The organism is Niveispirillum sp. BGYR6 (assembly GCF_027568365.1).
Taxonomy (GTDB): Bacteria; Pseudomonadota; Alphaproteobacteria; order Azospirillales; family Azospirillaceae; genus Niveispirillum.
This window is the reverse complement of record NZ_JANLNL010000002.1, coordinates 616491-636243: the sequence shown is the minus strand read 5'-3', so window position 1 is coordinate 636243 and position 19753 is coordinate 616491. Positions and strand designations below refer to the sequence as shown.

The following is a 19753-nucleotide window of genomic DNA, read 5'->3' as shown; positions in this document are numbered from 1 at the left end:
CCTGGCGTGAATCCGCTTGCAACTGGCTCTAGGCGGTTGTTTTGGAATATTTCACGCTGCAACCATAGGGGCGGCTGGTGTTGGTTCGAACCGCGCGGCCGGCCAGAATATCTTCCATGGCGGCGCGTACGTAATTGGTGGCGCTGGTCACGTCTTCGGGCTTGGCCGTGGGCTTGTCATCAATGCCGCCCTCATAGAGCAGGGCACCATCGGCCCCGATGATGAACATGTGTGGCGTGACCTTGGCATCATAGGCGCGGCCGATCTCCCCCTTCGGGTCCAGGATCACGGCGCTGGCACCCCAGCTTTCGGCCGCATAGCGCTGCTTGGCCTCTGCCGGGCTGACATGGCCCTGCTCACCAGGGGCAGAACTGATGATGGTGATCCAGGCAGCACCCCGGCCCACCATTTCCTTTTGCAAGCCCTGCATATTGGCGGTGTCGTAATGTTTGCGCACGAAGGGGCAGCCATGGTTGGTCCATTCCAGGATCACCGGCTTGCCTTTGAAATCAGCCAGACTGATCGTCTTGCCGTCAATGGTGCTGCCGCTGAAGGCCGGGGCCGGCTTGCCCACTGGCAGCGGTGATGCTTGGGCGCTGTTGGTGATTAAGCCCGTCAGCACGCTGCCCCCGCCGATTGCCGTCAGATAGGTGCCGGCAAGGGCAAGGCCGCTTCGCTGCATCAGGTCACGTCGGGTGGGGCGCTTGGACATGGCTCTGCTCCGTCATGTACATTATAACGGGCAGCTATGTGGTGGCGATATGTCGCGGGGTCAATCGCTGACCCCGCGAATTTATCGGGCAGAGGTTTTTCACACTACCTTGCGCATGGCGTCCAGAAAGCCGTCAATCTCCCGGTCCAGATCCTGGGATTGGCGGGCGAGTGCTGCGGCTGATCCCAGCAACTGGGTGGAGGCGGCACCGGTGTCGGCCGCCGCCCGGGTGACATTGGTGATGCGGTGGGAGACATCCTTGGTGCCGGTGGCCGCCTGATCGACATTGCGCGCGATCTCATTGGTGGCGGCACCCTGCTGCTCCACGGCGGCGGCGATGGCCACCGTGCTGCCATTGACGTCGACGACCACTTGGGTGATCTCGTTGATGCTGTCGACGGCTGATTGGGTGGCCGCCTGGATGTCGGCCACCTGGGTCTGGATATCCTCCGTCGCCCGTGCCGTCTGGCCCGCCAGATTCTTCACCTCCGACGCCACCACGGCAAAGCCCTTGCCGGCTTCCCCGGCGCGGGCTGCCTCAATCGTGGCATTCAATGCCAGCAGGTTGGTCTGGGCAGCGATTTCCTGGATCAGGCCGACAACTTCACCGATGCGCTGTGCCGCGATGGCGAGCGTGCCCACCCGGTCATTGGCGGCACGCGCGCGTTCCACGGCATTGCCGGTGACAGTGCGCGACCGTTCCACCTGTTCGGTGATGGCTTTGATGGAAGCGGACAATTCTTCCGCCGCCGAGGCCACCGTCTGCACATTGCCCGACGCCTGTTCGGCCGCACTGGCCACGGCCATGCTTTCGTGATTGGTGTCTTCGGCGGCTTCCGACATGGTCTTGGCCGTATCCTCCACTTCCGTGGCGGCCCGGGTCACCTGATCGGTGACATTGCGGATGGAGCTTTCGAACTTATCCGCCATCGCGCGGAACTGTTCCACCTTCTGCCCCATGGCGCTGGTGGCGGTGTTCATCATGCGGCTGCCAGCCAGGAAGGTGCCGACCATGCCCTTTTCCATGACACGCCGATAATAGATCTGGTTGGTCACCGCCTGCATGGAGGCCGCCGCCTCCCGCACAAAGGCGTCGGCCCGGTCGGTGACATCATTGATCCGGTGCAGCAGTTCCCCCAGCTCCCCGCCTTCGCGGATGCCGATGATGCGCGCCTCATAATCGCCCTGTGCCAGCCGGGCCATCACCTGATTGGCGGCAATGATGGCATTGTTGGCGCGGGTCAGCAGCAGAAAGGCCGTGCCGGTGCCGGCCATGGTGATGGCCCCGCCGATGGCGGACAGGATGCTGTGCCCTAGAACCCAGCCGACCAGCCCGACCAGCCCGCCGCACAGGGCGATGATGCCAGCAACCTGTGCCTTAAAGAGAGAAGATGAACTGGTCATAGCTCTGCCCCCGTTCCCGCAATACCTTGCCCAGCAATGCCTCGCTCGCCGCCATGCCTTCCCGGATGCGGCTATGCTTGGCCTCCTCGTCCAACAGCGCCTTGTAGACGGGGGTGATGATCTCACTGACGATGCGGCGGTCGGCGGTGCGCCGGTTGGAATGGTAGCCGATGATGTTGCCGCCCATGTCGCGCGACGGCGTCACATGGGCGAAAACCCAATAATGGTCCCCATTGCGGGCCCGGTTGAGCACGTAAGCAAAAATTTCCTTGCCGGCACCGATCTGGTCCCACAACAACTTAAAGACGACACGCGGCATATCCGGGTGCCGGATACAGTTGTGGGGAGTGCCCAGCGCTTCCGCTTCGGTCATATGGGCGACGCGCAGAAAGGTGCGGTTAGCATAGGTGATGCGCCCGCCCTTATCTGTCTTGGTGACGATCAGTTCATCGTCACTAAACTGGCGCTCCCGACCGGTGAGGGGTGGCCTTTGGTTACTCGCTTCACTCATCGGCGTTCCTTCCACGGCATTCTTATGGTCCCTTATGCCAGAATGATTAAGTAGCCGCATTGATCTAGGTCAGCTACTTTCCATCTGGATATTGTTGGAAATTTTCCACCTTCTCGTGTGGTGGACCTCACTATTTGTTAACGGTACTTGGTGTACGCTGTTTACAGGCAAGGCACAGGCTTGGGAGGGCTTGGCCGATGAAAAACTTTCTGGACTCTTTTATGTCCGTCCTGCGGGAGGATGATGCCGATACCCCGGCCCCGTCAATGGCCGGGCGGCCTGATGCAACTGAAAATGCGCATCAATCAGCGACAATACCGTCGCGTGGGCACAGCACGGCGCTGGCCCCCGCCCTTCGACGCATTTTCAGTGAACGTGACCCCACACAATGCGGCAGTATGCATCTGCTGGGGCTGGAAAGCCTGCAGGCCCGCCTGGGTTCCCGCTGGGCCACAGTGGCGGAACGGGTTCATCAGCTGACGGAAAAGCTGCTGGAACAGAAGCTGGGGCCAAGCGACGCCTGGTTTCGGCATGGGCCGGAAACCTATGTCGTTGTCTTCTCCCATCTGGGGCCGGACCAGGCCCGGCTGATCTGTGCCAAGCTGCTGGAGGAGCTGCAAAAGCTGCTGCTGGGGGATGCCGATACCGACTCGATCATTGTGCACACGGCCGTGCAGGAGGTCGGTTCGGAGATGCTGTTTGCCCCGGCCAAGCTGAAGGACATGCTGGATGCCGCCGTGGCGCAGCAGCGCCATGGTCTGGCTGGCGGGAAGGCGGGACAGGTGGAACCGGCGACGGCGGCGGGGGCGCATCCTTCCCTGTCCAGCTGGGCCGGCCCGCTGGAGGTGAAATACCGGCCGGCCTGGGATTCGCGCCAGCAGGTGCTGTCGATCTTTATCGCCCGCTGCTGCCGGGCCCGCCGGGGGCGGATGCCGGCCTGGGGCTATGAGTGTCAGGACGATCCTGCCGACCCCAATCAGATTATGCAGACCGACATGGCGATCATGCGCCACGCCCTGGATGTGGCGCTGGAGCTTTACGATAATCGCTTCCGCTTCTTCCTGTCGCTGCCGGTCCATTTTGAAACGCTGGCGGCCCTGACCCGCCGGCGGGAGCTGGTGGCCCTGCTGCAGACCATCCCGGCCCATCTAAGGGCCTTCATGACCTATCACCTGACCGGGGTGCCGGCGGGCGTGCCAGCCGGTCGGCTGGCTGAGATGGTATCCACCCTGCGGCCCTTTGGCCGGACCATCATGGTGGTGGTGGATATTCATGGCAATGATCTGCCGGCCGTCGCAGCGTCGGGTGCCAAGATTGCTTCGCTGATGCTGCCGCCGGGCAGCAGTGCGGAGCGGCTGCGGCCGGACTTGCTGCGCTTCGCCGCTGCCGCCGCCAAACTCCGCCTGCATATTTCGGTAGAGCCGGTGGAGGATGTGGCGATGGAGAAGCTGTGCGAGGAGGCGGGCGTCTCATTCCTGGCCGGCGGGCTGATCGGCGGCTGGGTGGATGTGCCGGAAAATGTGCTGCGCCTGTCGCGTGACGAACTGGTGAAGCCGCATTGAGCGTTGACTGGCGGGCAATAAAAAAGCCGCCCGGCGGCGGCTTGATGTCTGGGAATGGTGGGCGGTACAGGGATTGAACCTGTGACCCCTTCCATGTCAAGGAAGTGCTCTCCCGCTGAGCTAACCGCCCGTATCATTCACACGCAGGGCGCAGGATGCCCGGCGATCCGGCCTTTCGGCCTGTACCCGCTGGATGGTGGGCGGTACAGGGATTGAACCTGTGACCCCTTCCATGTCAAGGAAGTGCTCTCCCGCTGAGCTAACCGCCCGATCCATCGAGTGCCCCGGAAGCCGTGGCCACCGGAGTGGGCGGGCTTATAGCAACTGCCCCGATCGCTGGCAACACCCTATTTGGATGGCGGGGATAAATTTTTCATACCCGCCTTGGCTGGCGGGCGGCGAAGGATTCCGTTACATCTCAAACCATGAGATCCACGCCACCCAGTCCCAGTGATGAACACCGCGTCGCCGATGCGGAAGGGGGCATCTTCCGGCTGCATCAGCCGGTGGAGCAATTGCTGCCGGTTGTGCTGGCCAGCCCGCATAGCGGGCGGGATTATCCGCCTTCCTTCATCGCCCGTTCCCGGCTGGACCCGGTCAGCCTGCGCCGGTCGGAAGATGGCTATGTGGACGAGATTTTCCAGGCGGCCGTCGGCCTGGGGGTGCCGATGCTGGCGGCCCTGTTCCCGCGGGCCTTCCTGGACCCCAACCGCGAAGCCTTCGAACTGGACCCCACCATGTTTGACGGGCCGCTGCCCGGCCATATCAACAGCCGCAGCCCGCGCGTGGCCGCCGGGCTGGGCACGGTGCCCCGCGTGGTGGCGAATGGGGAGGAAATCTATGCCGGTCGCCTGGCCTTTGCGGAGGCGCAGGCCCGGCTGGATCGCTGTTATTATCCCTATCATCAGGCGCTGCGCGGGTTGATCGAGGCGACGCGGGCGCGCTTTGGCTATTGCATCCTGCTGGATTGCCATTCCATGCCCTCCATCGGTCTGCCGCCGGAACTGGCCGCTGTCGGCAGCCTGGATGCCGTGCTGGGGGATTGCTTCGGCAGCGCCTGTGCGCCGCAGGTCACACTGTCGGCAGAAAGCAACCTGACCGCCATGGGCTATGTGGTGGGACGCAATGCCCCCTATGCGGGGGGCTATACCACCCGTCATTATGGACGCCCTGCCGACGGGGTGCACGCCTTGCAGATTGAACTGAACCGTGCGCTTTACATGGAGGAGCTGTCTTTAAGCCGGCTGCCCTATCTGGAGGTGTTGGCTGGTCATATGCGGCGACTGGTGGCGGCTGTGGGGGCCGTTCCGGCGTCGGTTCTGCTGGCGCGGCGGTAAAAACCGCCGGGCCGATCACGCCCGATCAAGAATGAAGAAGAACAGGGGGACATCAGATGAGCAGCATCAGCATTCGCCCAGTCCGGCCGGATGACGCGGCCGCCATCGCCGCGATCTATGCGCCGCATGTGACGGATGGAACCGCCAGCTATGAGGCCGTGCCACCCGATGCCGCTGAAATGACCCGGCGTATCCAGGCCCTGCTGGATCAGGGCTATCCCTATCTGGTGGCCGAGCGGGACGGGCGATTTCTGGGCTATGCCTATGCCAGCCCCTTCCGCTCCCGCCCCGGCTATCGCTTCACCGTGGAAAATTCGATCTATATCGCGCCGGAGGCCCAAGGCGCCGGGGTGGGGCGCGCCCTGCTGCGGGCGCTGATCGATATCTGCACCAAGGCCGGTTATCGCCGCATGGTGGCGGTGATCGGAGATGGCGGCAATGATGGCTCCATGGGGCTGCATCGGGCGCTGGGCTTCACCCCGGCGGCCACCGTGCCGGGCCTGGGGGTGAAACATGGGCGCTGGCTGGATTGGGTGATGATGGTGCGGCCGCTGGGCAGCAGCGAGGCACCGCCCCCGCCCGACGCCATGCCGGTGCCCTTTAGCCCCCAGATGCTGCCGGGGCTGTAAAGCCGCCCTTCTGGGCCAGCACCGCCCAGGTGCGGGCCGCCAGCCGCGCCGTATCGTCCAAGGGCTGATAATCCCAGCTTTCCAACTGCCCGGTGAAGGGGCGGGTGATGCCGGCCGCCCGCAGCCTGTCATGGAAGCGGGTGAATTTGGGGGCATTGCCGGCCAGATCGATAATATGCACCGGCTTGCCGGTGCTGGCGGCTTCCGACACCATGGCCACGCTGTCACTGGTGACGATCAGCGCATCGGCCAGGGCCAGGAAGCCGAAATAGGGATTGTCGCCCGTACCATCCCACAGCCAGATGGGCAGGCCCGCCAGCTTTTCCCGCAGGATGGCCTCATTCTCGGCACCGGTACGGCGCGATGTGGTGATCATCAGCCCCACCTGCTGTTCGCGTACCAGCCGGGCCAGCCGGTCGGCCAGCTCCGCCATGATGGCCGGCGTCAGCTGGCTGAAACGGTTGGAGCCACCGATCATCACCGCCACCAGCGGCCGGGCCAGCCCCGCCACGCGCGGGGCGAATCTTGCCGCGGCGGCGGCCAGTTTCGCCGGCGTCACCCGATGGATGGCGCCGATGCTTTCCACCAGATTGGCCCCGCTTTTGCCGTCATGGGCAGGCAGGGAGACCAGATCGAACCGGTCGAACGGTACGCCCGGATTCTGGATATGCACCCGCACGCAGCGCGATGCCCGGCGCCCGATGGCCATGGACAGGCCTACCGCTTGCCGGCCGGAGGAAATCAGCACATCCGGCCAGGGCGAGCCCAGCCGGTCCGAGCCCGGCGCCAGCGGCAGGGAGAGGCCGGGCAGCGGCAGATAGGGCGTGGTCTGCCGCCAGGGTGTGCGCAGGGCAATGCGCTTGACGATGGGTGTCAGGCCCATGGCTTCCGCCAGACCCAGGCAGGGATTTTCAATCCCGGCGCGGCCATCGGACATTACCCAGCAGGTGGGAGAGGGGCTGATTGTCACGGTTAATGGCCTTTTACCAATGGATCGTATAAGAAAATTTCACCTGAAACGGCCCCCCGCTCTTGCAGCTTGCCGTCGGGCGTGTAATATCATTGCTCAAATCCAAACCCCTGGAGTCAAAGAAATCACCATGCGGCGGGTTAAACTCGACCGGATTGATCGGCGCATCCTACGCGACCTGCAGGCAGACGGCCGGATGACGAATGTGGAGCTGGCGCGTCGTGCCGGCATCTCGGCCCCCCCTTGCCTGCGCCGTGTGCGCGCGCTGGAGGAAGCCGGCTATATTCGCGGCTATCATGCGGACATCAATCCCGAATCCATGGGCTTCCATGTGACGGTTTTCGCACAGGTCGGCCTGTCCTCCCAGGCCGAAACCGACCTGAAGCGTTTCGAATCCCTGGTCAATAGCTGGCCGGAGGTGCGGGAATGCAACATGCTGGCCGGTGAGACGGACTTTCTGCTGAAGGTCGTCGCTGTGGACTGGGACAGCTATCAGCGGTTCCTGACCACCAAGCTGACGGCGGCCCCCAATGTCAGCCATGTGAAGTCGGCACTGGCCATCCGCCAGTCGAAATATGAACCGGGCGTGCCCATCGATGTCGATGTCGGCCCGGAAACCAAGGATGATGACGAGGATTACGACGACGAGGCGTAATCAACGCGGCACCGGTGAGGGATCACCGGTGCCGTTTTGTTTGAGGGGCCCCTTACAACGGCTCTACATCCACGGCCACCAGCACCCCGTGGCTGCCACCGCCCAGGATGACACCGCGCAGCGGGCTGACATCATCATAATCCCGGCCCCAGGCCAGGGTGACATGATCGGTATCGGCCTGGCGGCCGTTGGTCGGGTCCAGGTCGATCCAGCCCATCCCTTCACCGCACCAGACCTGTACCCAGGCGTGGCTGGCATCGGCCCCGCGCAGCCTTTCCTGCCCCGGTGGTGGCAGGGTGCGCAGATAACCGGAGACATAGCGCGCCGGCAGCCCCACGGCGCGCAAGGCCGCAATCATCAGATGGGCGAAATCCTGGCAGACGCCGCGCTGCTTGCTCAGCACCTCCGCAATCGGGGTGCTGACCGTGGTGGCGGTGGGATCGAAGCTGAATTCGCTGAAAATATGTCGCATCAACGCCATCGCCCCTTCCGCCGCCGGTCGGGCCGGCGGGAAGAAGGGCGCCGCGAAAGCGGTGATGGTGGCATTGGGCGGGGGCACGCGCGGGCTGGCCTGCACGAATTCCACCGTTTCCGCCCGCGCCAGTGCCTGCGCCGCCACCTGTTCCCAAGGGGCGCTGTCGGCGGGGTTCAGCGGCGGCGGGGGCAGCACCTGCATTTCCATTTCCACCGTCACCGTCAATTCCCGGTGCGGGGTCTGGATGCTGGCATAGGTTGTCGGATTGCCGAACCAATCCAGCCGGTCCACCAGGGAGGCGGGCCAGGGCAGGATGGTCATGTCCGTCACCCGCCCGGTCTGGCGCGGATGGGGACGCGGGGCCAGATGCGCCAGCAAATGCGAGCTGGTCACCATCTCCCCATAGGAATAACGGGTGACATGGCGGCAGCGGTAGCGCATGGCGCCCAGCGGCCGTTCCCCCTCAGGTGGTGCGGGCGAAAACATGGCTGAAATAGGCCTGGCTGAGCAGGTTGGAGATTTCCGGCAGAATGCGGCCCAGCCGCTCCGTCAGATCGAAAAGCGCCCCGGCATCGCGGGCCGGCTGTGGGTCGCGCACCAGTTGCGTGGCGGTGGAGAGCAGGGACAGCGCCAGTTGGGTGGGGCTGACACTGCTGCCATCGCCGGCCACCGACGGCAATTTGGCCAATTGCCGCTCCACCGTCTGGATCTGGAAAGCGAGCGAGCGCGGATGCTCCAGATCGGCCAGCAGCAGCGACAGCACCGCTTCCCGCCGGATACCGATGGGATGGCGTTCCCGATAGGCGGCATTGGCGGCCCCCAGTTCCAGCAGAACCGACAGGGCCGCCCCGATATCCACCGTGCCGGCCGCGACACCGCTGCCCTGCAGGGCGCCGACAATGCCGATGGCCCGTTCCAGCCGCCGCCCGAGTACCAGAAAGCGCCAGGCCGGCCCGCGCGACATGCCGTCCAGCTCCAGCCCCACCAGGGCCGCCAGCAGGGGGGAAACCTCATCCAGCCGCAATTGCACGGCTGCCGGATCGCTGCGCAGAGGCGCGCCCGCCCGCTCATCCAGCACCACCAACAGCCGGCTGACATCGGCCGGCAACCGGTCACGCACGCACAGGACGGAGCGGCGCAACCGGTCCATATGCGCCCGCAAGCCCCCCGGATTGGCTGGATCGGCAATGATCTCCAGCGATTGCCGCATGGCCCGCACCGCATCGGCGGCGGGTGAGGCGGCGATGACCGGCGGGATCATGCCGACCCAGCCCATCAGCCGCAGCAGCGGCACCAGTTCCTCATCCGCCCCCGGATGGGCATCATCGGACAGGCGGCGGGCGGCGGCGCGCAGGATGCGCACGGCGCTGTCGGCCCGCTCCGCGTAACGCCCGACCCAGAACAGATGGTCAGCGGCACGGCTGGGCAGATCGCCGCCATGCGGGCCGGTGTCGCCGGCCCCATCTGGTGCGGCGGCGCGGTTGCGGCGGGGCTGCGTCGCCAGCCCGCTGCCCACCACCCAGACATCCTTGGCCCCGGCACCCTGCTGCAGCGATACGGTCGGGTATCGATCATCAGCGCTGATCCGGGCCAGCCCGCCCGGCATCACCATCCAGTCACCATCCGGCGTGGCGCAGGCAAAGGCGCGCAGCACCAGCGGCCGCGCCTCCATCCGCCCATCACGCCAGACCGGTGCGGTGCTGGGGGCGATGGCTTCCTGGGCCACCCAATCCTGCGGGCGGCGGCGGATGCGGTTGATCAGATCAGCGCGGGCAGCCGCATCCAGGCTGGCCGGATGGATGGGCGTATGGCCCAGATTGGAAAAGGCGGGCCGCAAAACCAGCTCATCCAGCCGGCTGAACATGCTCGCCCGCTGTTGCAGATCACCCCCCCACAGGGTGGGCACATCGGCCAGCAAGGGCGCTTCCCCCAACAGATACTCGCTCAGCCGGCCCATCCAGGGCAGCAGGGCCACACTGTCCGTCACCCCGGCACCGACGGCATTGCAGACCGTCACGTTACCGGAACGAACCGCCTGCAGCAGCCCGGGCACGCCCAGCGCGCTGTCGGGCCGCAGTTCCAGCGGATCGCAGAAATCATCATCCACGCGGCGCAGGATGATGTCGATCCGTTCAAGCCCACCCAGGGTTTTCAGATAAACGCACTGGTCGCGGACCATCAGGTCCGCGCCTTCCACCAGCAGCAGGCCCAGATGGCGGGCCAGATAGGCATGTTCGAAATAGGCTTCGTTGAAGGGGCCGGGGGTCAGCAGCACCATGCGCGGGCTGCCATCCGGCCCCGATGAACGCGGCGCCAGACAGGCCAGGGTCTGGCGCAACTGTTCAAAGAAGGGCGACAGGCGTTCAACATTGCAGTTGCGGAACGACTCCGCCAGCGTCTGGCTCAACACCACGCGGTTTTCCAGCGCATAGCCGGTGCCGGTGGGGTTCTGCGTGCGGCTGGCCAGCACCCGCCAGGTGCCGCCGCCATCGCGCACCAGATCGGCGGCAAACAGGGTCAGCCGGGCGGCGGGGGGCACCTGCAAACCATGACAGGGGCGCAGGAAACCCGGATCGCCCATCACCAGCCCCGGCGGCAACACGCCATCCCGGATCAGGTTCTGGCTGCCATAGAGGTCACAGAAAACCCGGTCCAGCAGCCGGGCCCGTTGGCGCAGGCCCGTGCTGATGGTCTGCCATTCCGTGGCCGGCAGCAGCAGGGGGACGGGGTCCAGCGGCCAGGGCCGTTCTACGCCTTGTGGATCGGCATAGGCGTGATAGGTCACACCGTTCTGGAACAGCAGCCGGCGGGCGGCGTCCCAGCTTTCTTCCATCGCGCCGGCTTCCGCCTCCCCGCTGGAAAAGAACCCCTGCCAGTGCGGGCGCACGCGGCCTTTGCCTGTGACCATCTCGTCCCAGGCATCGGCAGGGCAGGGGGGAAGGGAAAGAGCAGGTTCAGCCAAGGCGCAGGTCGAGTGTCAAAGGGAATTCCAGATTCTTGATCTCCGCCGGGGGCGGCATCGGCCCAGGTGTATGCCCGAACGGGAAGAAACGCGCCAGCCTCCGCCCTTCCGCCTCGTTGGCGTTGACGGGGAAGGTGGTGAAGTTCCGCCCGCCCGGATGGGCGACGTGATAAGTACAGCCACCGATGGACCGGCCCGTCCAGCTATCCAGAATGTCAAACACCAGCGGTGTATGCACGGGAATGGTGGGATGCAGGCAGTTTGGCGGCTGCCAGGCCCGATAGCGCACCCCGGCGACATATTCGCCTTCCACCCCCGTGGCGGCCAGCGGCACCTTGCGACCGTTGCAGGCAATGATGAAACGGTCGTCGGTGGCGCCGGTCAGGCGCACCTGCACCCGTTCCAGCGAACTGTCGACAAAGCGCACCGTACCGCCGCCGCCCGGCTCCTCCCCCAGCACATGCCAGGGTTCCAGCGCGCTGCGCAGTTCCAGCGTCACATCGCGCTGGGTTATCGTGCCCAGGGTGGGGAAGCGGAAATTCAGGTGCGGCTTGAACCAATCTTCCTGGAAGCCATAGCCGGCATGGCGCAGATCGGCCACCACATCGGCGATGTCCTGCGCCACGAAATGCGGCAGCATGAAGCGTTCATGCAGCTTGGTGCCCCAGCGCACCAGCCGGGCGCGATAAGGCTGACGCCAGAACCAGGCGATCAGGCTGCGCAGCAGCAATTGCTGCAACAGGCTCATCTGTGCATGGGGCGGCATCTCAAAGCTGCGCAGTTCCAGCAGGCCCAGCCGACCGCTGGAACTGTCCGGGCTATAGAGCTTGTCGATACAGAATTCGCTGCGATGGGTATTGCCCTGCACATCCACCAGCAGGTGGCGCAGCGCCCGGTCCACCAGCCAGGGCGGCGCACCCGGCCCCGCCTCGTCCAGGATTTTGAAGGCGATTTCCAGCTCATACAGGCTGTCATGCCGCGCCTCATCCACGCGCGGATGCTGGCTGGTCGGCCCGATGAACATGCCGGAGAACAGGAAGGACAAGGCCGGATGGTTCTGCCAATAGGTCAGCAGTGAGCGCAGCACATCCGGCCGGCGCAGGAACGGGCTGTCCGCCGGGGTGGCCCCGCCGACGACGATATGGTTGCCGCCCCCGGTGCCGACATGCCGGCCGTCGAGCGCGAATTTCTCCGTCGCCAGCCGGCTTTGCCGTGCATCCTCGTACAGGTCGGTGGTGTTGCGGACCAGTTCTTCCCAGGTGGAAGCGGGATGGATATTCACCTCGATCACGCCGGGATCGGGGGTGACGGCGATGGAATTCAGGCGCGGGTCGCGCGGCGGGGAATAACCCTCCAGCACCACCGGCATATCCACTTCCACGCAGGTCGCCTCAATCGCGGCGATCAGTTCCAGCCAATCCTCCAGATGCGAGGTGGGGGGCAGGAAGATATAGAGCCTGCCATCGCGCGGTTCCACGCACAGGGCGGTGCGCACGATCCACCAGGCGGATTGGCCACGGTCCGGCACCTCCTCGCGCACATCGGCCATCCGGCGGCGGCGTTCCACCGGTTCCGTCTGGCCCTTCAGTTCGGCGGCCTGCTGGGCCAGTTCCTGATAGGCGGGCAGGGGCTGGCGCGTATCGAACGGGTCTTGCTCGTAAGACCAGGGATACTCCTTCTCATCCACCCAAGGCAGGCTGCCCAGCGGCAGGCGATAGCCCACGGGGCTGTCACCCGGCGCCAGCAGCAGCCGGTCGCTGCGCAGCGGCCAGCCGCTGGACAGCCAGACTGGCCCCGTCGCCTCATGCCGCCGGTTCAGCGGCAGGGCAAAGCCGATGGGCTTATCCAGCCCGCGTTCGAAGACGCGGGCCAGCCTTGCCCGCTCCTCCTCATCTTCCAGCTTGGCGTCGAACGGATCGACATTGAGGGGGAGCTTGCGTTCCTTCTGGATATAGTACCAGGGGTCTTCAAAGGCGGCGCGGGCATATTCCGGCGGGATGCCCAGGCGGGTTGCCAGGGCGCGGATGTAGCGCTCGGCATCTTCCTGGCCGAAACCATAATCCTTGCGCTCATCGGCCTGATATTCATCATGCGCCCACAGCGCATCCCCGTCGCGGCGCCAAAAAAGCTGAAGCGCCCAGCGCGGCAGGCTTTCGCCGGGATACCATTTACCCTGGCCGAAATGCAGCAGACCGCCGGGGGCGAAACGGTTTTTCAGCCGGCGGATCAGGTCGCCGGACAAAAGCCGCTTGGTCGGCCCCATGGCGGCGGTGTTCCATTCCGCCCCGTCCATATCGTCGATGGAAATGAAGGTCGGCTCACCGCCCATGGTCAGGCGGATATCGCCTTCCTGGATTTCCCGGTCGACCTGATGGCCCAAAGCCTCAATCGCCGCCCATTGTTCGGGCCAATAGGGTTTGGTGGTGCGCGGCTGTTCGGCGATGCGGGTCACCGACATCTGGTGGTCGAATTCCACCTCGCACATTTCCAACGCACCGGTGATCGGCGCGGCGCTGAACGGGTCGGGCGTGCAGGCGACGGGGATATGGCCTTCACCGGCAAACAGGCCCGAGGTCGGGTCCAGCCCGATCCAGCCGGCACCGGGCAGGTACACTTCGCACCAGGCGTGCAGGTCGGTGAAATCGGCGATCGGTCCTTCCGGCCCTTCCAGCGGCTTCTGATCGGCCACCAACTGGATCAGGTAGCCGGAGACGAAACGTGCGGCCAGCCCCAGATTGCGCAGCAGCTGCACCAGCAGCCAGGCGCTGTCGCGGCAGGAACCGGTGCGCTTTTCCAGCGTCTCCTCACAGCCCTGCACCCCCGGCTCCAGCCGGATGACATAGCCGATGGCCTGTTGCAGCCGGATATTCACATCGGCCAGGAAACCGACCGTGCCCTTTTCCGTCCGGTCGATGCTGGCCAGCAGTTCGGTCAGCAGGGGGCCGGGCGTTTCAGCCTCCAGAAACGGTTTCAGGTCTTTGGCGAGCGCGGCTTCATAGGTGAAGGGGAATTTTTCCGCCGCCGGTTCCAGGAAGAAATCCAGCGGATTGATGGAGGCCATGTCGGCCACCAGATCCACTTCCAGCGTGAATTCGGTGGTCTTTTCGGGGAAGACGAAGCGGGCCAGCCAGTTGCTCTGCGGGTCCTGCTGCCAGTTGAGGAAATGCTGCTTTGGCGTAACCTTCAACGAGTAGGAGAGAATCGGCGTCCGGCAATGGGGTGCCGGCCGCAGCCGCACCACCTGCGGCCCCAGCGTGATGGGGCGGTCATAGCGATAGACGGTTTTGTGATTTAACGCGACATGGATACCCATACGGCCCTGTCTCCCAGCCCATTATAGCGGCGGCCCGTTGGTGGCCCCCGCAACCCCGGATAGGCAGGTTAACATCAAAAGGAAGTCGGGTTAAGCTGCGTCGCAGCATTATTGTCCGACAGACGGAATCACGACATTTTCTTATCCGGCATTGGTGGCGCGGGCGGCGCTGGGCGGCGTGCCATGCAGCCGCCCCCAGGCACGGCGCAACTGCCGGGTGGAGGCGAATCCTGATCTTTCCGCCACCGTTTCCATATCCAGGCGGGAATTTTCCAGCAACTGGCGGGCCAGGGCGACGCGCAGCCGGTTGATGTAATCCGGCACGCTCATGCCGGCCTGTTCATTGAACAGGCGTGACAGGTGGCGCGGGCTGGCATAGGCGATGCGGGCGAGATCGCCCAGGGTCCAGTCCCGCGCCGGGTCGGCGGCAATGGCATCCTGCACCCGGTGAATGGCCGGGTGCAAATGGTTGCGCCCTTCCATCCAGGGCGAAAGCTGTGGGTCCGCCCCGGCACGGCGCATATAGACCACCAGATAACGGGCGACCGCGGCGGCCACACCGGGCCCGCAGCGCCGCGCCACGAAATGCAGGGCCAGGTCAATGCCGGCGGTAATGCCGGCACTGCTCCAGCAATTGCCATCCTCTACGAACAGGCGATTTTCCTGCACACGGGCGGCGGTGCTGGCCTGACGCAATTCCTCATAGGCGCTGTGGTGGGTGGTGCAGGCCCGACCATCCATCAAGCCGGCCCGGGCGGCGATGACCGATCCCGCGCAGATGCACAGCAGCAGATGGTCGGGTCTGACCGTCCGGCGCAGCCAGTCCACGATCGCCTGTTCGTGCATGTTGTCGGCCTGCACATCCTGACCGGGCAACGGGTCGATATTGCCAGACAGCATGATGATGGCATCGGCCGGCAAACTGTCGGGCAGGGGGGCGATGTGTGACAGGATCAGTCCGACGGAACTGGCCAGCTCTGGCATCGGCCCGATGAAATGCAGGGCGAAACCCAGCTTGTCCTGTTCCATGCCGGCCCGGCGCAGCACCTCCGCCGGGCCGGCCACATCCAGCAACAGGGCGCGCGGGGGCAGCACCACATAAACCGGGACAATGGTCCGCGTCTGCGCTGCCCCCGCACCCATCAGGCGGCCTCCCGCGCGGTGTTCTCCGTGCGGGCCCGGTCCAGGGCCTGTTCCACGCTGGTGATGGTGGCAAAGCGACCGGCCAGCACCAACTCCGTCCGCGCCTTGATCTCATCTGCTGACCAGGTGCGGCCTGCTGCGTCGGTCATGGCGAAGGTCAGCGTGGCTTCCGTCACATAATCGACCTCATAACCCAGGTCGCTGGCGTGGCGGGTGGTGGTCTCACAGCATTGTTCCGTCCGGATGCCGCTGACGATGACGCGGCGGATGCCGTTGGCCACCAGCCAGACATCCAGGCCACTGCCCACCAGGGCGCTGTGGCGTGTCTTTTCAAACACCGCGTCAGGGGTGATCTGGACCGGTGACAGCGGCTTCACATAGCCGGACGCCTTGGAAAACACGCCTTCCTGATCAACATGGAAAATCTGTACGATGGGGATGCCGGCGGCCTTGGCCCCATCGATCAGGGATTGGATGCGGGGAAAAAAGGCTTCCGCTTCTGCCTCTTGCCAGTAGGCGCGCTGACGAAAACTTTCCTGCACGTCGATGACCAGCAGGGCGGTTTCAGGGGCGGACATTTTCGGCACTCCATCTTGGTTGATGGCGGGCAGGTTATCGGCAGGATCATGGGCGCGAAAGGCACAGGCCGGACGGGATGCGGACATAAAAAGCCAAATGGGCGGCGGTTATTGATCAACCGTACCAGGAAGACTGTATCCGTGCGGCCCCATTCTCACAGGCTTTTTCAGCAAAACCGTGGAAACGGTTGAAAGCGCTTGTTAACCACCGCATGATTAGGATCAGGTGGAAGCAGCGCTTTCATCGGAGAACCGGTGGGGGCTGGTTTGCTGGAACCAGGTGGGCGGAACATGGCATTGAAGGCGCGTTCATAAATGACGGCCATGGAAACCGATGGCGGTTCGACCGAACATGAACAGCAACGCAAGAAGCTGAGCGGCAAGAAGATCGTTCTGTTCATTGTGCTGCCGCTGCTGCTGATCGTCGGCGGCGGTGCTGCCGCCTTTTTCACCGGGATGCTGGACGGGCTTCTGGGCAAGAAGCATGAAGGCGAGGGTGAGCACGCGGAGGAAAAGCACGAGCCGGAGCTGCCGCCCTATCACGGCCCGCCGATCTATGTGCCGGTGCCCGATATGTTGGTGAACCTGAATACGGGTGAACGCCGGGCCACCTTGCTGAAGCTGGGCATTTCGGTGGAGGTGGAGCGTCCGGAGTATAAGGCCGCCGTGGAACAGGCACTTCCCCGCATCACCGACGGGTTCCAGGTCTATCTGCGGGAATTGCGGATGGATGATCTGCGCGGTTCGGCCGGCATGTACCGGCTGCGGGAAGAATTGCTGCTGCGGGTCAATATGGCGGTCGCCCCCATGAAGGTGAAGGACGTGTTGATCAGTGAATTCCTGGTTCAGCAATGATGGAAGGGATGGGAAACCATGGCCGGTCCTGAAGAGCTGAGCGAAGAAGAACGGATGGCCGCCGAATGGGCGGCCATGGCCGATGAAGGGGCCGGCGACGCCTTTGGTGAAATGGGCGGCGGCGGGGGTGGCGGCGCCACCCGCGTTCTGAACCAGGACGAAATCGACAGCCTGCTGGGCTTTGACAAGGACGGTTCTGGCGACGGCGACAATACCGGCGTCATGGCGCTGGTGAATTCGGCGCTGGTCAATTACGAACGCCTGCCCATGCTGGAGGTGGTCTTTGACCGCCTTGTCCGCATGATGTCGACATCCTTGCGTAACTTCACGTCCGATAACGTGGAAGTGTCGCTGGACCAGATCAGTTCCGTGCGTTTCGGTGATTATCTCAACTCCATCCCGCTGCCGGCCATGCTGGCCGTGTTCAAAGCGGAGGAATGGGACAATTACGGGCTGATGGTGATCGACTCGGCCCTGATCTATTCCATCGTGGACGTGTTGCTGGGGGGCCGCCGGGGTACGGCGGCCATGCGCATCGAGGGCCGCCCCTACACCACCATCGAACGCAATCTGGTGGAACGGATGGTGCATGTGGTGCTGTCCGACCTGTCGGCCGCCTTCGATCCGCTGTCGCCTGTCACCTTCCGGTTCGACCGGCTGGAAACCAACCCGCGTTTTGCCACCATCGCCCGCCAGGCCAATGCCGCCGTGCTGGTGAAGCTGCGCATTGATATGGAAGATCGCGGCGGCCGGCTGGAACTGCTGATCCCCTATGCCACGCTGGAGCCGGTGCGTGAATTGCTGCTCCAGATGTTCATGGGTGAGAAATTCGGCCGTGATAGCATCTGGGAAACCCACCTGGCCTCGGAGCTTTGGCAGACCGATGTTCACCTGTCCGCTGTCCTGGATGAAATCGTGCTGCCGTTGAGCGAGGTGCTGGCCTGGCGTGTCGGCAGCCGCGTTCTGTTGAACGTGGCACCGGACGAAACGATCGAGCTGCGCTGCGGTGACGTGCCGATGTTCCTCGGTCGCATGGGCCGCAAGGGTGGCAATATCGCCGTGCGGATCGACCGCGAGGCCCCGAAACCGGAGTCGCAGCCATGATCCCCGGCCTGTTGTCCCTGCTGCTGGATATCGCCGTCATCGGCCTGCTGGTGGCCACCATCATCTATGCCGTGCGGCTGAACAAACAGCTTTCCGCCGTGAAGGAAAGCCGGGCGGAGCTGGAAGAGCTGGTGAAGGGCTTTGCCGAAGCCACCGCCCAGGCCGACAGTTCGGTCAAGGGGATGCGCAAGGCCGCGTCGGAGTCGGGGGAGGCCCTGTCGGCCATGATCACCCGCGCCCGCAGCCTGAAGGAAGAGATGGAACTGATCGTGCAGGCCGCCGACGGGCTGGCCAACCGGTTGGAACAGGCATCCGGCCGGGCGCGTCAGGCCGCCCAGCAGCCATCCCCGCCGCCGCCGTTGACGGCGGCACCGCCCCCGGCTTCCCGTTCCGCCGCAGCGCCGCCGGCCATGCCAGCACCATCCCGCCCGGCCTCCCCGCCGCCCGCCGCTTCGTCCGGCGGGTCTGAACCGCGCTCCCGGGCGGAGAAGGAATTGTTGCAGGCGCTGGAGAATCTGCGGCCATGAGCGTTCCCCCGGATATGCCGGCCGCACCTGCTGTGAAAAGCCCTGCCGCGCCACGGGCCGCCGCCCCACGCGCGCCGGGCAAGGTGCCGGCTGGCAAACGCCCGGTTGCGGCCAAGCCGAAGGTGAAGGCGCGGCGCCGACCTCTGCTGCGGCCCGGCCTGCTGCCCGCCACCATCCTGGCGGCCGGTCTGCTGATTGGCGTGAAGGTGGGGGATATCTGGATGGCGGTCACCACCGGTGCCGCCTTCAACCCCGTGCCGCCCTCGGTGGCAGAGGAACAGGCCCCCCAGGGCCTGCCGGAAAAGCCGGATGCGGCCAAGCTGGCCGTGCCGCCGGCGACCCAGGTGGCCGCCGCCCAGGCCCCGGCGCAGGAACCGGCAGCACCCAAGCATGAACCGGCGCAGGCGCCCAGCCCCCCGGCCACGCCCGCACCGGCGGTGCAGCACGGAGATGACCATGGTGCTGCCCCCTCTGGCGCGCCAGGGCAGAGTTTTACGCCCAAGGAAGTGGAAATCCTCCAGCGTCTGCAGGAACGGCGGGAGCAACTGGACCAGCGCGGGCGTGAACTGGACCAGCGGGAGGCCATGCTGGTGGCCGCCGAATCCCGCTTTGACCAGAAGATCGCCGAGCTGCAGAAGCTGAAACAGGAAATCCAGGGCCTGCTGACCACGGTGAATGCCGAACAGCAGGCGCAGTTGGACAGTCTGGTGAAGATTTACGAGACGATGAAGCCGGTGGATGCGGCAAAAATCTTCAACAGCCTGGAAAGCAAGGTTTTGCTGAATGTCATCAGCCGGATGAAGGAGGCCAAGGCGGCCCCGGTACTGGCGGCGATGGATTCGGCGCGTGCGCAAGAGGTTACAATCCTGCTGGCGGAGCGGAAGAGACTGCCAACCGTGCCCGAATGATTGTATGAAAGCGGCGGAACCGTCTCCGCCGTCGGGGTTTGGCCCTCTCGGTGGGGCTGTTCCCTGTCGCGTTACTCCTGTCCGATGAACCGATGCTTGCCGAAGGTG

Annotated in this window: 17 protein-coding genes and 2 tRNA genes; 8 read left to right on the top strand and 11 right to left on the bottom strand. The window is 64.8% G+C overall.

Features of this window, described 5'->3' with window-relative positions:
- Positions 1–28: 28 nt before the first annotated feature.
- From PCJ49_RS06875 to PCJ49_RS06865, 3 genes are all read right to left on the bottom strand, one after another.
- The gene (locus tag PCJ49_RS06875) at positions 29–712 is read right to left on the bottom strand and encodes a thioredoxin family protein (RefSeq protein WP_269910290.1); all 684 of its coding nucleotides are present in this window, start codon (positions 710–712) and stop codon (positions 29–31) included.
- A gap of 99 nt (positions 713–811) precedes the next feature.
- Positions 812–2116 (bottom strand): methyl-accepting chemotaxis protein, encoded by a 1305-nt coding sequence (locus PCJ49_RS06870; RefSeq protein ID WP_269910289.1) that lies wholly within the window; start codon positions 2114–2116, stop codon positions 812–814.
- Positions 2091–2627: a PAS domain-containing protein gene (locus PCJ49_RS06865; protein ID WP_269910288.1), complete on the bottom strand. Its 537-nt coding sequence runs from the start codon at positions 2625–2627 to the stop codon at positions 2091–2093. The genes PCJ49_RS06870 and PCJ49_RS06865 overlap by 26 nt, the downstream gene beginning before the upstream one ends.
- A 221-nt stretch (positions 2628–2848) precedes the next feature.
- On the opposite strand from PCJ49_RS06865, the gene PCJ49_RS06860 reads away from it, so the two are divergent.
- On the top strand, positions 2849–4189 hold the full coding sequence (locus PCJ49_RS06860; RefSeq protein ID WP_269910287.1) for a hypothetical protein: 1341 nt from the start codon (positions 2849–2851) through the stop codon (positions 4187–4189).
- Between the two features lie 55 nt (positions 4190–4244).
- Here the strand turns inward: PCJ49_RS06860 and PCJ49_RS06855 are convergent.
- Both PCJ49_RS06855 and PCJ49_RS06850 read right to left on the bottom strand, forming a co-directional pair.
- Positions 4245–4319 (bottom strand) — tRNA-Val (locus PCJ49_RS06855).
- A 64-nt stretch (positions 4320–4383) separates the two neighbouring features.
- Positions 4384–4458, bottom strand: a tRNA-Val gene (locus PCJ49_RS06850).
- 156 nt (positions 4459–4614) lie between these two features.
- On the opposite strand from PCJ49_RS06850, the gene PCJ49_RS06845 reads away from it, so the two are divergent.
- Positions 4615–5526, top strand: coding sequence for an N-formylglutamate amidohydrolase (locus PCJ49_RS06845; RefSeq protein ID WP_269910286.1), 912 nt, complete (start codon positions 4615–4617; stop codon positions 5524–5526).
- 56 nt (positions 5527–5582) lie between these two features.
- A complete protein-coding gene (locus PCJ49_RS06840) occupies positions 5583–6155 on the top strand; it encodes a GNAT family N-acetyltransferase (protein ID WP_269910285.1) in 573 nt (190 codons plus the stop codon).
- On the opposite strand, the gene PCJ49_RS06835 is transcribed toward PCJ49_RS06840, so the two are convergent.
- On the bottom strand, positions 6127–7092 hold the full coding sequence (locus PCJ49_RS06835) for a mitochondrial fission ELM1 family protein (protein ID WP_269910284.1): 966 nt from the start codon (positions 7090–7092) through the stop codon (positions 6127–6129). The two genes, PCJ49_RS06840 and PCJ49_RS06835, sit on opposite strands and share 29 nt — an antisense overlap.
- A 163-nt stretch (positions 7093–7255) precedes the next feature.
- Between PCJ49_RS06835 and PCJ49_RS06830 the strand changes: the two genes are divergently transcribed.
- Positions 7256–7780, top strand: a complete 525-nt coding sequence (locus tag PCJ49_RS06830; RefSeq protein WP_153203903.1) for an Lrp/AsnC family transcriptional regulator — start codon at positions 7256–7258, stop codon at positions 7778–7780.
- Between the two features lie 52 nt (positions 7781–7832).
- On the opposite strand, the gene PCJ49_RS06825 is transcribed toward PCJ49_RS06830, so the two are convergent.
- From PCJ49_RS06825 to PCJ49_RS06805, 5 genes are all read right to left on the bottom strand, one after another.
- Positions 7833–8741 carry a transglutaminase family protein gene (locus tag PCJ49_RS06825; protein WP_269910283.1) on the bottom strand — a complete coding sequence of 303 codons (909 nt, stop codon included), beginning with the start codon at positions 8739–8741 and terminating at the stop codon, positions 7833–7835.
- Positions 8719–11163: a circularly permuted type 2 ATP-grasp protein gene (locus PCJ49_RS06820; RefSeq protein WP_269910282.1), complete on the bottom strand. Its 2445-nt coding sequence runs from the start codon at positions 11161–11163 to the stop codon at positions 8719–8721. Before PCJ49_RS06820 ends, PCJ49_RS06825 begins: the two co-directional genes overlap by 23 nt.
- A gap of 46 nt (positions 11164–11209) precedes the next feature.
- Positions 11210–14530, bottom strand: coding sequence for a transglutaminase family protein (locus PCJ49_RS06815; protein ID WP_269910281.1), 3321 nt, complete (start codon positions 14528–14530; stop codon positions 11210–11212).
- 141 nt (positions 14531–14671) lie between these two features.
- Positions 14672–15673: a helix-turn-helix domain-containing protein gene (locus PCJ49_RS06810; RefSeq protein WP_269910280.1), complete on the bottom strand. Its 1002-nt coding sequence runs from the start codon at positions 15671–15673 to the stop codon at positions 14672–14674.
- Positions 15673–16251 (bottom strand): isochorismatase family protein, encoded by a 579-nt coding sequence (locus tag PCJ49_RS06805; RefSeq protein ID WP_269910279.1) that lies wholly within the window; start codon positions 16249–16251, stop codon positions 15673–15675. Before PCJ49_RS06805 ends, PCJ49_RS06810 begins: the two co-directional genes overlap by 1 nt.
- Before the next feature lie 315 nt (positions 16252–16566).
- Between PCJ49_RS06805 and PCJ49_RS06800 the strand changes: the two genes are divergently transcribed.
- Genes PCJ49_RS06800 through PCJ49_RS06785 form a run of 4 tightly spaced genes read left to right on the top strand, consistent with a single transcriptional unit; the run spans position 16567 to position 19645 of the window.
- The gene (locus tag PCJ49_RS06800; RefSeq protein WP_269910278.1) at positions 16567–17106 is read left to right on the top strand and encodes a flagellar basal body-associated FliL family protein; all 540 of its coding nucleotides are present in this window, start codon (positions 16567–16569) and stop codon (positions 17104–17106) included.
- Positions 17107–17124: 18 nt separating this feature from the next.
- Positions 17125–18210 (top strand): flagellar motor switch protein FliM, encoded by a 1086-nt coding sequence (gene fliM, locus PCJ49_RS06795; protein WP_089287953.1) that lies wholly within the window; start codon positions 17125–17127, stop codon positions 18208–18210.
- Positions 18207–18737, top strand: coding sequence for a DUF6468 domain-containing protein (locus PCJ49_RS06790; RefSeq protein ID WP_269910277.1), 531 nt, complete (start codon positions 18207–18209; stop codon positions 18735–18737). The genes fliM and PCJ49_RS06790 overlap by 4 nt, the downstream gene beginning before the upstream one ends.
- The gene (locus tag PCJ49_RS06785; RefSeq protein ID WP_269910276.1) at positions 18734–19645 is read left to right on the top strand and encodes a hypothetical protein; all 912 of its coding nucleotides are present in this window, start codon (positions 18734–18736) and stop codon (positions 19643–19645) included. Before PCJ49_RS06790 ends, PCJ49_RS06785 begins: the two co-directional genes overlap by 4 nt.
- Positions 19646–19753: the final 108 nt, after the last annotated feature.

Coding starts and splice junctions, on each gene's coding strand:
- PCJ49_RS06875 (WP_269910290.1), bottom strand. CDS start 712: ATGTCCAAGCGCCCCACCCGACGTGACCTGATGCAGCGAAGCGGCCTT.
- PCJ49_RS06870 (WP_269910289.1), bottom strand. CDS start 2,116: ATGACCAGTTCATCTTCTCTCTTTAAGGCACAGGTTGCTGGCATCATC.
- PCJ49_RS06865 (WP_269910288.1), bottom strand. CDS start 2,627: ATGAGTGAAGCGAGTAACCAAAGGCCACCCCTCACCGGTCGGGAGCGC.
- PCJ49_RS06860 (WP_269910287.1), top strand. CDS start 2,849: ATGTCCGTCCTGCGGGAGGATGATGCCGATACCCCGGCCCCGTCAATG.
- PCJ49_RS06845 (WP_269910286.1), top strand. CDS start 4,615: ATGAGATCCACGCCACCCAGTCCCAGTGATGAACACCGCGTCGCCGAT.
- PCJ49_RS06840 (WP_269910285.1), top strand. CDS start 5,583: ATGAGCAGCATCAGCATTCGCCCAGTCCGGCCGGATGACGCGGCCGCC.
- PCJ49_RS06835 (WP_269910284.1), bottom strand. CDS start 7,092: ATGTCCGATGGCCGCGCCGGGATTGAAAATCCCTGCCTGGGTCTGGCG.
- PCJ49_RS06830 (WP_153203903.1), top strand. CDS start 7,256: ATGCGGCGGGTTAAACTCGACCGGATTGATCGGCGCATCCTACGCGAC.
- PCJ49_RS06825 (WP_269910283.1), bottom strand. CDS start 8,741: ATGTTTTCGCCCGCACCACCTGAGGGGGAACGGCCGCTGGGCGCCATG.
- PCJ49_RS06820 (WP_269910282.1), bottom strand. CDS start 11,163: ATGGTCACAGGCAAAGGCCGCGTGCGCCCGCACTGGCAGGGGTTCTTT.
- PCJ49_RS06815 (WP_269910281.1), bottom strand. CDS start 14,530: ATGGGTATCCATGTCGCGTTAAATCACAAAACCGTCTATCGCTATGAC.
- PCJ49_RS06810 (WP_269910280.1), bottom strand. CDS start 15,673: ATGGGTGCGGGGGCAGCGCAGACGCGGACCATTGTCCCGGTTTATGTG.
- PCJ49_RS06805 (WP_269910279.1), bottom strand. CDS start 16,251: ATGTCCGCCCCTGAAACCGCCCTGCTGGTCATCGACGTGCAGGAAAGT.
- PCJ49_RS06800 (WP_269910278.1), top strand. CDS start 16,567: ATGACGGCCATGGAAACCGATGGCGGTTCGACCGAACATGAACAGCAA.
- fliM (WP_089287953.1), top strand. CDS start 17,125: ATGGCCGGTCCTGAAGAGCTGAGCGAAGAAGAACGGATGGCCGCCGAA.
- PCJ49_RS06790 (WP_269910277.1), top strand. CDS start 18,207: ATGATCCCCGGCCTGTTGTCCCTGCTGCTGGATATCGCCGTCATCGGC.
- PCJ49_RS06785 (WP_269910276.1), top strand. CDS start 18,734: ATGAGCGTTCCCCCGGATATGCCGGCCGCACCTGCTGTGAAAAGCCCT.